Source organism: Sphingopyxis sp. 113P3, from assembly GCF_001278035.1.
Classification (GTDB): Bacteria; Pseudomonadota; Alphaproteobacteria; order Sphingomonadales; family Sphingomonadaceae; genus Sphingopyxis.
This window is the reverse complement of the sequence record NZ_CP009452.1, coordinates 174,120-187,682: the sequence shown is the minus strand read 5'-3', so window position 1 is coordinate 187,682 and position 13,563 is coordinate 174,120. Positions and strand designations below refer to the sequence as shown.

Sequence of the window (13,563 nt, the reverse complement as noted above, 5' to 3'; positions counted from 1 at the left end):
ATGCATCCGCAGCTCCAATCCGAGCCGCTTGGTGGCGACCGCTTTGAAAGTCCCGCCGGCGGCGGGGACGAAAGGCGCACATTCGGCGGCCTCCTCATAGCGCAGACGCTGGTCGCGGCAGCCGCCACGGTCGAAGGCCGGCCCTGTCACTCGCTTCACCTGTTATTTACGGGGGCGGGAGATGGAGCCCGGCCCGTCACGCTCGCCGTCGAGCGCCTGCGTGACGGCCGAGCTTTTGCCGCGCGCGGCGTCCGCGCGGAGCAGGATGCCAAGCTTCTCGCGAGCGCCACCCTCTCCTTTCATGACGGCGATGAGGGACCGCGTCACCAACCCGCGATGGGCGATGTGTCCGATCCCGAGACTCTGGAAGATCAGCGCGAAACGCGGCGGCGCAACGCAGAAGCGCGCGGCAGGCCGGCGAGACGTAGCGTAGCAGAAGAACTGGTCGACGCACGGCCTGCGGAATCATTGCCCGTACAAGGCGGCCAGGAGGTGCGACGCCATCTGTGGTTCCGCAGCCGGAAACCGCTCGGCGACGATCCGATATCGCACCAGGCGCTCATTGCGTTCGCATCCGACATGGGTCTGGTCCATCTCCAGCTCCTTGCGAACAATGCGGCGGGGGGTGGCCCCCTCGATTCCGCGAGCCTCGATCACGCGATCTGGTTTCATCGTCCGGCGCGAGCCGATGACTGGCTGCTTCATGTCCAGCATGCACCCGTCGCCCATAGCGGGCGCGGGCTGACGCTGGGCTGCATCTATACGCAGGGCGGAACGCTGGTCGCCAGCGTCGCGCAGGAAGTGCTGATCAGAGAGCCGCGGCCATGAAACGCCCGCTGGCCCGTTTCGACGTTCTCGATCGGTCGACGAGCGTGGCGGGCCGATATTGCGCCAGGCTGTTCGCTCAGCTCGGTGCGCATGTATGCCGGACCGCGGCGACCGACGATCGCTTGCTCGGCTATGGCGGCGAAGCCGGTATCGCGTTCGGGAAGTGGCTCGACGCGGGAAAGGTGCGGTCGGCAGGAAGCGCCCCATCTTCGGCAACCGTAGCGATCGTTGACGATGGCGAGCCGACACCGGACGATATTCTGCGCCTCGAGATCGGATGGTTTTTTCCCGACGGCCCCTATTCGCACTGGCTTGGCAATGATCCGATCGTCCAGGCGCTCGCGGGCCTGGCCCACGGGTTCGGCCCTGCCGAAGGTCCACCCATACTCGCGCGCGGACATGCGCCACAGATCGTCGCGGGCACCACGGCATTCATCGCGGCGCTTGCCGGACTGATCGGGCGGATGCGCGGCGCGTCGATCGACAGCGCCGCCGTGTCGATATTCGAGGCGGCCTGCTGTTTCAGCGAGCCCAACGCAGTTTCCTACGCGCATTTCGGACATATGGGCAGCCGGCTGGGGATCAACCGTTTCATTCCCACCTATCCCTGCTCGATCTATCCCGCCGCCAACGGCTGGCTGGGCGTCACCTGCCTGACGCCCGCCCAATGGGGCGCGCTGGCCGACATGATCGGCAAGCCCGAACTCGCCCACGACGGGCGTTTCGCAACGACATTGGATCGCCTCGACCATGCCGATGCCATCGATGCGATCCTGCGCCCGGCGTTCGCCGATCGCGACGCGATCGAAGCTGCCGAAGAAGGCCAGGCGCGCCGCATCCCGATGGCTGCCGTGCCCGACCTGGCAGACCTGCCCGCCATTCCTCACTGGCGCGATCGTCGATCCTTCGATGCGAACGGTGCCCCCACCCTGCCCTTCCTGCTCGACTGGGACGCGGCGACATCGCATCTGCCGGCAATCGGCAGCAACGATCCGCCGCTCGCCGGCATTCGCGTCGTCGATTTCACGATGGGCTGGGCGGGTCCCCTGAGCACGCGCACGCTTGCCGATCTGGGCGCCGACGTCATCAAGATCGAATCCGACGCGCGGCCCGACTGGTGGCGGGGCTGGGAACGTCCCGAACCCGGCGCCGCGGTCGAAGCGGCGCCCGTATTTTCCGTCGTCAACCGCGGCAAACGCGGAGTGGTTCTTGACCTCAAGACCCCCGAAGGGCTTGTCCAGGCTGAAGCCCTGGTCCGCCGTGCCGATATCGTGATCGACAATTTCGCGCCCGGCATCTTGGCCAAGCTCGGCCTCGATCAGCACAGGCTGCGCCAACTGCGTCCCGGCGTCGTCATCGTATCGATGGGCGCCTTCGGTGCCACCGGCCCATGGTCCGGCTTTCGTGCCTATGGCTCGACGGTCGAGCAGGCATCGGGCATACCGACCATCAACGGCGCCGAGGACATGCCGCCCGCGCTCCAGCATATCGCATATGGCGACCCCGTAGCGGGACTCTATGCCGCGGTGGCTGCGCTTGTCGGCCTTGCCGCAAGGGAAGAGAAAGGCGGCTGCACGGCCGACCTGGCGCAGGTCGAGACCTTGTTCCAGGTGGCGGCCGACGCGATTATCGCGCGCCGGGTTACCGGGGCTGCGCTCCCGCGAACCGCAAGCAAACGGTCGACTCTGGCACCATGCGGCTGCTTTGCCGCGGCAGGAGACGACCAATGGGTTGCCGTGGCATGCCATGACGAGGACACATGGCATGCGCTCTGTTTGTTCACCGGCCGCGCTGACTGGATATTGGACCATGACCTTGCGTCGCCCGAAGGCCGCAGCAGGCGGTCGGACGAAATCGAAGCGATGCTCGCGCGCGTCATCGCGGGCCATGATCCGGAGGCCATCTCTGCGGCGTTGCAGGCCGCAGGCATTCCGGCCGCGCCTGTCCATTCCATCGAGGCGCTGGTCGAGGACCCGCAATTGCAGCAGGCCGGCTACTGGGTGGCGCTCGAGCGCTCGCACCTTGGCCGCCATGTCGCGGGCGCGGCTCCCTTTCGTTTCGATGGCACGCGCCCCTACGCGGACCGTCCCGCTCCGCTGCTGGGCGAGCATCAGGACGCAATACTGGGCGGCGTGTCACAAAGCCGGACACTCGCATGAAGAAACTGCTAGTCGCCAATCGCGGTGAAATCGCCATCCGGATCATGCGGTCGGCTGCAGAGGCCGGGTTCGCGACTGTCGCGATCTATCCTGAGGACGACGCTGGCTCCAGCCACGTCGAGGAAGCCGATGAAGCGGTGATGCTGCCCGGCGCGGGGACGTCGGCCTATCTCGCGATCGATGCCGTGATCGAGGCTGCCCTCGCCGTCGGCGCCGATGCCATTCATCCCGGCTATGGCTTCCTGTCGGAAAATGCCGCGTTCGCGCGCGCCTGCGTGGCTTCGGAAATCCGCTTTGTCGGCCCCCGACCGGAAACGCTCGAACTGTTCGGCGACAAGGCCCGCGCCCGCGCCCATGCGCAATCCTGCGGCGTTCCGATGCCCGAGGGAACGCAGGGCCTGACGAGTCTGGAAGAAGCGCGAAGCTTTCTGACCTCGCTTGGTCCCCGCGGTGCGATCATGCTGAAAGCGATCGCTGGCGGCGGCGGCCGCGGGATGCGTCCTGTCGAGCATATTGCGGACCTCGACGCCACTTTTGCCCGCTGCACCACCGAAGCGCACAACAGCTTCGGCGACGGCGCGCTCTATGCCGAACGCCTGTTCCCGTGCGCGCGCCATGTCGAGGTCCAGATCGTGGGCGACGGCAGCGGAGCCGTCAGCCATTTGTGGGACCGCGAATGCACTCTGCAACGCGCGCGCCAGAAGATCGTAGAATGGGCTCCGGCCGATGCGGTGCCCGGCAGCACGCGGCAGGCGCTTCTGGATGCCGCGGTCCGCCTCGCCCGGCAGGCAAAGCTGCTCAGCCTTGCGACCGTCGAGTTTCTGGTGACGCCCGATGGCGACAATTGGGCTTTTCTGGAGGTGAACCCCCGGCTCCAGGTCGAGCACACGGTGACCGAGGAGGTGATGGGCCTTGACCTCGTCCGCGTACAGCTCGCGCTTGCAAACGGCGCGACGTTGGCTGACCTCGGGCTGGAACAGGACAGGATAGCCCCGCCGCGCGGGCATGCGATGCAGGTGCGCGTCAATCTGGAGACGATGACGCCCGACGGCGCGCGCCCGACGGCCGGCATCATCGCGCATTACTCGCCGCCCACGGGACGCGGCATCCGCGTCGATGGCTTCGCCCACACGGGCTATCGGACAAGCCTGCGCTACGACCCGCTGCTGGCGAAGCTCATCGTCAGTGTGCCCGAGGGCGGCTTTCCCGCTGTCAGCGCCAAGGCGTTGCGCGCGCTCGAGTCCTTCCAGATCGGCGGCGTCGATACGAACATCCGCTTCCTGCGCGCCTTGCTCGCCCATCCCGTCGTCCGCGCCGGCGGGGCGCATGTGCGGTTCGTCGATGAGGATATCGACGCGCTGCTCGACGCCGAGGCCGCCCTGCCGACAACCAAGGCGTCTGGCGTCGAAGACAATGCTGCCGGCGCTGCAACGATCGCCGCGGCGCCGGAAGGCACGGTCCCGCTGTCGGCACCGATGCTGGGGATGCTCGTATCGATGACGGTCGCGACGGGCGATACGGTCGTTGCGGGGCAAGAAGTCGCGGTCGTCGAAGCCATGAAGATGCAGCATGGCGTCACGGCGAGCCATGGCGGCATTGTCGCTGCGCTGGCCGCGACCGTCGGCGACATGCTGCTCGACGGGCAGCCGATCCTTTTCATGCGCGCTTCGGGCGACGCACACGCCGACGTGACGCAGGCAGTTGCCGATATCGACCCCGATCATATTCGCCCCGACCTTGCCGAGGTGCTCGATCGCCACCGGGGAACGCTCGACGCCGCGCGGCCCGATGCCGTGGCCCGGCGCCGCAAGACCGGCCACAGGACCGCGCGCGAGAACCTCGACCATCTTCTCGATGAAGGCAGTTTCGTCGAATATGGCGGGCTGGCCATTGCCGGGAGGAGCCGGCGGGCGTCCACCGAGGAACTCGTCGAACAAAGTCCGGCGGACGGGCTTGTCATGGGTCTGGGGACCGTCAACGCCGACCTGTTCGGAGCAGAGCAGGCGCGCGTCGCCACCATGGCCTATGACTATACAGTCTTTGCCGGCACGCAGGGTGCGCGCAATCACGTCAAGACCGACAGGCTCGTCGAACTCGCCGACCGCTGGCGTATCCCGTTCATCCAGTTCGCCGAAGGCGGCGGCGGGCGGCCCGGTGACACCGACGGCGGCGGCTTCATCCGGGCATTCGAGTGGCTGCCCAAGCTGAGCGGCCGCGTGCCGATGGTCGGGATCGTGTCGGGGCGCTGCTTTGCCGGCAATGCGTCCTTCCTCGGCTGTAGCGACGTCGTCATCGCGACACGCGACACGACGCTGGGCATGGGCGGGCCGGCGATGATCGAAGGCGGCGGTCTCGGCGTCTTCAAGCCCGAGGAGGTCGGCCCCGCTGCGGTGCACGTGGCCAACGGCGTGATCGACCTGCTCGTTGACGACGAAGCGGCTGCGGTCGCGGCGGCGAGGCAGTATATCGGCTATTTTCAGGGGTCGCTGGCCGAGTGGAGCTGCGCCGACCAGCGCGGACTGCGTCATGCGATCCCCGAGAACCGGCTACGCGTCTACGACATCCGCGCCCTGATCTCGATCCTTGTCGATGAAGGAAGCTGGCTGGAACTCAGACGCGGGTTCGGGCTCGCGATGGTGATCGGCCTTGCGCGCATCGAGGGCCGCCCCGTCGGCATCATTGCAAACGACCCTGGTCATCTCGGTGGTGCGATCGACAGCGATGCGGCGGACAAGGGCGCGCGTTTCCTGCAGCTATGCGAAGCGCATGGGCTGCCGGTGGTCTCGTTGAGCGACACGCCGGGCATCATGGTCGGGCCGGATGTCGAGAAGACGGGCCTCGTTCGCCATGCAGCGCGGCTGTTCGTGATCGGCGCCAATCTGACCGTTCCCCTCCTGTCGGTCGTCCTGCGCAAGAGCTACGGGCTCGGCGCCATCGCGATGACGGGGGGCAGCTATCAGGCGTCCTTCTTTTCGGTCGCATGGCCCACCGGCGAGTTCGGCGGCATGGGCCTCGAGGGCGCGGTCCGGCTCGGATACCGGAAAGAACTGGAAGCGATCGCCGACCCCGCCGCACGCCAGGCCAAGTTCGACGAGATGGTCGCCCAGCTCTACCGGCACGGCAAGGCGCTCACGACCGCGGGCTATTACGGCATCGATGACGTGATCGACCCCGCCGACACGCGTCGGTGGATCAGCGCCGCGCTGCGCACGGTGCCGCCGGCAAAAATTCCCGAGGAAGGAAAACGGCTGCGCTGGATCGATCCATGGTGAGGCCCTGAAAAATAAGTCCGGGAGCGGACGAAAAGGAGAGGAATTATGACCGAGAAGACGGCTGCGGCGGGCGTCGCCCCGGCGCCGAGCACGATCCTCGAACAGGCGCCGCCGCTCGAGAAGACGGTCGTCGACCGGATCCTGTACGGGCTCGGTTCGGTCGCTTTCGGCGTCAAGGACACCGGTTTCACCGTGCTCCTGATGATCTTCTACAATCAGGCGCTTGGGCTCCCGGCGGCCACGGTCGGATTTGCGATCATGATCGCCTTGATTGTCGATGCCATCGCCGATCCCGTCATCGGCCGGCTGAGCGATGGCTTGAGGTCGCGATGGGGACGGCGACACCCGTTCATGCTGGGCGCCGCGCTTCCGATCGCGATCAGCTATTATTTCCTCTGGAACCCGCCCGAGGGCATGAATGAAAATGGGCTGTTCTGGTATCTCATGACTCTCGCGATCGTGATCCGGATATTCATTTCGGTTTATGAGATTCCTTCGAGCGCATTGGTCGTTGACCTTGTGCGCGATTATGACAAGCGCACCGCGTTCATGAGCTGGCGCTGGTTTTTCGGCTATGTCGGCGGCCTCGGCAGCAACATCCTTGCGTTCAGCTATTTCCTGCGACCCGGCCCCAACGACCCCGCCGGGCAACTCAATGTCGAAGGCTATGCCAACTACGGTCTCACAGCCTCGTTCATCATGCTGGCCGCAATCGTCATATCCTCGCTCGGCACGGCCAAACATATTCCGAGTTTCGCTCCGCCGCCGCCGCGCCGACCGTTCGTTTTCACGGAAAGTGCGCGCGAAATCCGGGACACATTGATCAACGCACCGTTTCTGCTTCTGGCGGCAGGAACCTTCTTCGCCTCTGCCGCCGCGGGCATCACGGCCGCGACGCTTACCTATTTTCGTGTCTATCTTTGGGAACTGTCGGGCGACCAGATCTCGGGCCTAATGATCGGCTATTTTGCAGCGCTGGTAACCGCCCTGTTTTTCGCGCCCTGGCTCGGCGCCAAGCTCGGCAAGAAAAATGCAGCGATCTTCCTTGCGGTCGCGCTCATCATCTGCAGTCCGATCATGTATTTCAGCAGAGTGCTCGGGATCGCGCCCGAAAATGGCACGCAGCTTCTTTACGTGATGCTGTTCGTGATGGGATTCATCAACACGACACTGGGGGTAAGCGCCGGCACGATGGGCTCCTCGATGTTCGCCGACGTCGTCGAATATGCGGCCGTGCGCACCGGACGCGATTCTGCGGGGCTCGTCTTTTCAGCCAACGCCTTTCTTTTGAAGGCGATGTCTGGCGTCGGGGTGTTCGGCGCGGGGCTGATCCTGACCTTCGTCGCATTTCCGGACAACGCCGCGCAGGGTGGCGTATCCGAGGATGTATTGATCGCGCTCGCGCTGGCCGAACCCGCTACCATCATGGCGCTCCAGCTTTGCGGCCTTCTCGCGATCATTTTCTTCCCGATCAACCGGGCGGTTCATGAGGCCAATCTTCGCAAGATCGCCCAGCGGCCTGCTGACGAACCCGAAATTGCGACCGGACCATGAGCGATGTGATCACGCACGATGAACGCGTCATCGGCGCGGGGACGAAGAGCCATGAATAGCGAGAAAAGCGGCGACGAAACACGCCAGGGCCGCCCCGGTTATGTGTCCGCGCCTTTCCTCGACGTGCAGCAACGCAATACCCTTCTCTTCCCCGAACTGCGCCGGCTTGGGCTCGAACAGCATATCGCCGAACTTGCCATGCAGGGTTATACGATCGTTTCACCGGAAAAGGTGGCACCGCCCGAATATATCGTGGCGTTGCGCGCGGCGGTATTGCGTGTCTCGGAAAAACGGACCGGGATCCTCCCCGACTGGGAGGCGGGCCTCACCCATCAGGGGCAGGCTCACCCGCTCGGCCAGTTCATGCGTTATGTCCTGTGGGAAGACGCGATATTCGAACCTGTCCTGACGCACCCGGTCCTGCTCGGCCTCATCACCTATCTCGTCGGGTTCGACGCGATACTCAGCCTTTACGACGCCATGCTGAAAGGCTCCGGCGGCAAGCCGCTCCCGCTTCACAACGACAATGGCGATCTCGCCACGCCGGTCTACGCCGACCAGCCGCAATCGGCCAATATCAACCTGCTCCTAAGCGATTATGAGGAAGGCAGCGGGCCGATCGCATTCCTGCCGGGAAGCCATGCCTTCCGCAGGCAGCCCACATTGGCCGAAATACGCGAGCTCGAACCCGAGATGGTTCCGGTCATCGCTCCGGCCGGATCGGCGGTGATCTGGCCTGCCAATACATGGCATGTCGCGCGCCCGCGCACCGATCCGGGCATTCGCGCGACCCTGCTTCTCGATTTCTGCCGCGGCCATCTGCAGACGCAGTCGCCTTTCCGCGCCGACGTGACGCAGGCTGCGCTCGATCGCAATCCGCCCCGCTTCGCACAGCTCATGCACCAATATGGCGCCTTTCCCTTTCGCGAGGAAGATATCGATCGCGAGCGGACGGCAAAGGGAGGCGAGCGCCACAGCCTGTTCGATTGTCACGCGCAATGGCGGCAGTTTTTCGGCATCGGATTTTGAGCGCCAGCAGGGCAACTCCGGGACAATCGCAAATCGGCGCCCGAACAGGTCGTGGCGACGCATGGTTGATGCGCCGCCACGATGCCTGACCCCGAAAATAAGATCAGAACTTCTTGCGCAGTCCGATCTTGAACGTCCGTCCGATCGGATTGCCGATGAACGGGTCATAGCTGTATTCGAGGCGCGCCTTCGGCGGATCGCGATCGAACACGTTGAGGATTGACGCCGACAAGGTGACATCCAGCGGCAATTCCACGCGGTAAGTGAAATCATGCATCATGAAGGATTTCACCCGCAGCCCGAAGTCGACCAACTGGCAATTGGTCGCGATGCCGGCATTGACATTGTCGACGCTGCAATTTGTCGAGGGGCCGGTCTGGGCGACCGTTGGCCCGCGATTGTCGTCGACCCCGCCGATATAAGTGGTCGTCCAGTTGAAGCTGTGCGGTCCGGTCGCGAAATCGAGATAGGCCGACGCCCGCAGCTTCGAGACGGTGCCGGGCGCCCTGTCATAATTGGCAAAGCCGGCGGCATCGAATGCAGGCGATACGAAGATGCCGTTATAAACGAACTCGTCCTGCTTGTAGTGGAACAGGTAGCTTCCCGTCGTACCGATATCGAGCGTTCCGCCGAGGACCTGATCGAAACGATAATTGACGTCGAAGTCGATGCCGTTGAGACGGATCGTCGGGCCGTTGGTTACGTCGGACCGCACGCGCTCGATATCGTTTCCGGTGGTCACGCCCTGCGTACAGGCATTGGCGTTGTTGAACGTGACGAACGAGCGAAGCGCGCTGGAGCAGTTGACGAACTGGCTTCCATTGCCGGTGCCGGCAACCGCCGTCGCGACGACATTGGCCGGGACAGCGAGGATCTGGTCTTTGACCTTGTAACTCCAATAGTCGATCGTGGCCGTCAGTCCGCCGGTCTGCAGGATCGCGCCGACGCTGTAGCTAAGCGCCTTTTCCGGTCCCACGGCGGGGTTGCCGAACGTGTCGATCGATTTGAAGACGTTGCCGGAAGCCGCGATGCCCTGAAGCAGCGTGACGCCGGTCGGCGCCGAATCCAGCACCGTGGGGCCGCGGAAGGATGTTCCCACCGATCCACGAACCGAAAGCCAGTCGGTCAGATCCCATTTGGCACGGAACTGCGGATTGGTGGTGGAACCTGTCAGACCGCCATAATCCTCATGCCGAACGGTCAATTGCGCATTGAACCCGTCGAACAGCGGAACGCTGAGTTCGCCAAAAACTGCTTTCACCTGAAGGTCGAGGTCGAGCGGAATGTTCTGACCCAGAAAAATATAGGGTCCGGTCTTCAGCGCGCAATCGGTCTGGCCCAGGACCGGGCAGGGATTGAGGTTGGCGTTGAGAATGTCGGACACATCCTGATTGAAATCGACATGCCGATACTGGGCGCCGACGGCAAATCCGACTTCCCCGCCCGGCAATGTTATCGGCAGTTTGCCGCTGACCACGGCATCGGCCACCCATGTCTGGGTCTTGGCGGTGTAGCGCTGCGTATCAAACAGCCAGGCGACAAGGTCGGTCGAGTTGGCATTGGCAGGCACATAACCGGGATTGGTCAATTCGAGCGGCCGGTTGCCCGCATAGCCGTTCGAGAACGGGTTGAAATATTGGCAGCCATTGGCGCCGGGCACGTTGCCCGAGCAATTCGGTCCGCCGAGGCCATTGAGCGCCCGTTGCAGCCGGTCGATCAATACGTCTGGCGTCTGCTGTACCTGATCCTCGATGATATAGGTCGCAGCCACGTCGAAATTGAGGTCCTTGGCAATCTCGCCCTTCACCCCTGCGGACCAGCGCATTTGCTCATATTCGCGCTTGAGGATCTGTCCGCCCAGACCGTCGGTCGTCGGATTGCCGCCGACGGCGATCGGGCGAAGCCGGTTCGTGAGAATGCTTTGCGCGACACCGATCAACGCACTCTGTCCCGTTTGGGAAAGGAACGTGTTGAAGCCCGGATTGGAAGAGGGAATGCTGAAAGACGTACCCGGTCCGGTGGGTCCGTTGCTGGCAAGATAACCCGAGGTCACGCGATAGTCGGGCAGCTTGGTGTTCGCGTACAGACCCTCGATATGGAATTCGATATTGTCCGAGATATCGAAGTTCAACTCGCCGTAGAACTGATACTGGTTCGTCTCTTCGATCAGATTATCGAACGGCATGCGGATTCCGATTTGATCGCGCGCAGCGTTCCGAGATGATGGCGCGCGGCGTTCCGAGAATTATCCGCGCAGCGTTCCGATGTGATCGCGCGCAGTTTTCGAGATGGAGAATCCTGATCGTAGGACCATTTTTCCGGTTGTTTAGCGACTGGAGGAATGGATGCCGACGAGGAGGATTGCGATGCGCCATGTGCGCGAGATTTTGCGTCTGAGCCTGGCAGGGCTGTCGACGCGGTTAGTCAGTGAGCGGGTCGGGGTTAGTCCGACGACGGTTCGCGATACGTTGAAGCGGTTCGCGCGCTCGGGGCTGGCATGGCCGGTTCCGGAAGCGATGACCGACGCGGATCTTGAGGCGCGGCTCTATGGCGTCTGCGGTGTGAAGCCTGGTCGGCGCAAGCAGCCGGAGCCGGACTGGTCTGTGGTGGCGCGCGAGCTGAAGCGCAAGCACGTGACGCTGCAGATTCTGTGGGAGGAGTATATCGCGGCGAACCCGGACGGTTACCGGTACAGCCGGTGGTGCGATCTGTTCCGGCGCTGGGAGGGCCGGTTGCCGCTTGTGATGCGGCAAGCCCATGCGGGCGGCGAAAAGATGTTCGTCGATTATGCAGGAGACAAGGTGCTGGTGGTGGTGAACCGCCGAACCGGCGAGGAGCGTGCGGCTCATTTGTTCGTCGCGGTGCTCGGCGGTTCGAGCCTGTCCTTTGCCTGCGCCTCATGGAGCGAGCAGTTTGCCGACTGGATCGAGGCGCACAATGCCGCCTTCGCTTTCTTCGGCGGCGTGCCGCAACTGCTGGTCCCCGACAATGCGAAAGTCGCGGTGATCAAGGCCTGTCACTTCGATCCGATGGTCAACCGTGGCTATACCGATATGGCACGCCATTACGGCACGGCGGTGCTCCCGGCGCGGCCGAGAAAACCGCGGGATAAGGCGAAAGTGGAGGCCTGCGTCAGGATCGTCGAACGCTGGCTTCTGGGCCGGCTGCGCAACCGGATTTTCTACAGTCTGGCCGAGGTGAATGCGGCGATCGCCGAATGCCTGGCTGAGCTCAACGACAAGCGGGTACTGCGCCAGTTCGGCAAGACACGCCGGGAGCTGTTCGAGGAAATCGATGCGCCGAACCTGAAGCCGCTCCCGGCCGAGCCATGGGTCTGTGCGCAATGGAAGCGCTGCCGGGTCGGGCTCGATTATCACATTGCCATCGAGCGCCATCATTACTCGGTGCCGTATCGCTTCGCGCGGCGCGAGGTCGACGTCCGCGTCACCGCGCGCACGGTCGAGATCTTCCTCGGTGGCGAGCGCATCGCCGTCCATATGCGCGCTTCGGGCAACGGGCGGCATACGACGGTTGCCGACCACATGCCCTCGAGCCACCGGCGATACGGCGAGTTGACGCCGGCGAAAATCCGCGAGGAGGCGGCGCGGATCGGGCCGATGCTGTCGCTTCTGATCGAGAAGATCATCGAGGATCGCCCGCACCCCGAGCAGGGCTATCGCTCGTGCGTCGGGATTATTGGCCTTGCCCGGCGCTTCGGGCCTGAGCGCCTCGAGGCGGCCGCGCTGCGCGCGCTGGAGATCCAGGCGCGCAATTATCCTTCGGTCAAATCGATCCTCGAAAAGGGGCTCGACCAGGTTCCCGTGCGCCAGTCCCCGGAGCGCGCGCCGATCCTGCACACCAACATCCGGGGCTCTGGCTATTACCACTGAGAGGACGACAATGCTCAAACATCCGACACTTGATCAGCTGAACCAACTCGGCCTTTCCGGCATGGCGCACGCGTTTTGCGAGCTCGAACATAATGGCGATGCGACGAGCCTCAGCCATGCCGAATGGCTCGGGCTGCTACTCGATCATGAAGCAACATACCGCAACGATCGGCGTCTCGCCCTTCGCCTGCGCCACGCGAAGCTGCGCCATCATGCTGTTCCCGAAGACGTCGATTACCGTGCGCAGCGCGGGCTCGATCGCCGGCTGTTCGAGAGGCTGCTCAGGGGCGACTGGATCACCGCCCACGAGAACTGCGCCATCATCGGGCCTGCAGGCGTCGGCAAAAGCTGGCTCGCCTGCGCCATGGGCCACAAGGCGTGCCGCGACAATCGCTCCGTGCTCTACACCCGGCTGCCCCGCCTGATCGACGACCTGTCGCTCGCCAAAGGCGATGGCCGGATCGCCAGCCGCATGAAGAGCCTCGCCCGCGTCGACCTGCTCATCCTCGACGACTGGGGCCTGCAACCGCTCGACGGCAATGCCCGCCACCATCTGCTCGAGATCCTCGAAGACCGATACGGCCGCCGGTCAACGCTCGTGACCAGTCAGCTCCCGGTGGCCAGCTGGTTCGACCTGATCGGCGATCCAACCTACGCCGACGCCATCCTGGACCGCCTCGTTCACAACGCTCACCGCCTCGAACTCACCGGAGAATCCATGCGCAGGCAACTCGCCGTCGCAGCAGCTTGACCCGGCCACTAGCAACATGACATCTTTACCCGACGATCAGGTGCTCCAACTGCGCGCGATCAAATCGGAACGCTGCGCGG

General features: G+C 64.0%; 8 protein-coding genes. 7 read left to right on the top strand and 1 reads right to left on the bottom strand.

What is annotated here, in order from left to right:
* The 5 genes from LH20_RS00775 to LH20_RS00755 are packed head-to-tail and all read left to right on the top strand — an operon-like array spanning position 1 to position 8,842.
* Positions 1 to 828 carry an acyl-CoA thioesterase gene (locus LH20_RS00775; RefSeq protein WP_144423477.1) on the top strand — a complete coding sequence of 276 codons (828 nt, stop codon included), beginning with the start codon at positions 1 to 3 and terminating at the stop codon, positions 826 to 828.
* On the top strand, positions 825 to 2,987 hold the full coding sequence (locus LH20_RS00770) for a CaiB/BaiF CoA-transferase family protein (protein WP_053552570.1): 2,163 nt from the start codon (positions 825 to 827) through the stop codon (positions 2,985 to 2,987). The genes LH20_RS00775 and LH20_RS00770 overlap by 4 nt, the downstream gene beginning before the upstream one ends.
* Entirely contained in the window at positions 2,984 to 6,259 is a 3,276-nt protein-coding gene (locus LH20_RS00765; RefSeq protein ID WP_053552569.1) for an acetyl-CoA carboxylase family protein, read from the top strand. Before LH20_RS00770 ends, LH20_RS00765 begins: the two co-directional genes overlap by 4 nt.
* A 45-nt stretch (positions 6,260 to 6,304) precedes the next feature.
* Positions 6,305 to 7,813: an MFS transporter gene (locus LH20_RS00760; protein WP_053552568.1), complete on the top strand. Its 1,509-nt coding sequence runs from the start codon at positions 6,305 to 6,307 to the stop codon at positions 7,811 to 7,813.
* A 51-nt stretch (positions 7,814 to 7,864) separates the two neighbouring features.
* Positions 7,865 to 8,842, top strand: a complete 978-nt coding sequence (locus LH20_RS00755) for a phytanoyl-CoA dioxygenase family protein (RefSeq protein ID WP_053552567.1) — start codon at positions 7,865 to 7,867, stop codon at positions 8,840 to 8,842.
* Between the two features lie 103 nt (positions 8,843 to 8,945).
* Here the strand turns inward: LH20_RS00755 and LH20_RS00750 are convergent, their stop codons facing one another.
* On the bottom strand, positions 8,946 to 11,027 hold the full coding sequence (locus LH20_RS00750) for a TonB-dependent receptor domain-containing protein (protein ID WP_053552566.1): 2,082 nt from the start codon (positions 11,025 to 11,027) through the stop codon (positions 8,946 to 8,948).
* Between the two features lie 181 nt (positions 11,028 to 11,208).
* On the opposite strand from LH20_RS00750, the gene istA reads away from it, so the two are divergent.
* Positions 11,209 to 12,732, top strand: coding sequence for an IS21 family transposase (gene istA / locus LH20_RS00745; protein ID WP_083455225.1), 1,524 nt, complete (start codon positions 11,209 to 11,211; stop codon positions 12,730 to 12,732).
* A gap of 10 nt (positions 12,733 to 12,742) precedes the next feature.
* The gene (istB, locus tag LH20_RS00740) at positions 12,743 to 13,483 is read left to right on the top strand and encodes an IS21-like element helper ATPase IstB (protein WP_053552564.1); all 741 of its coding nucleotides are present in this window, start codon (positions 12,743 to 12,745) and stop codon (positions 13,481 to 13,483) included.
* Positions 13,484 to 13,563 lie beyond the last annotated feature (80 nt).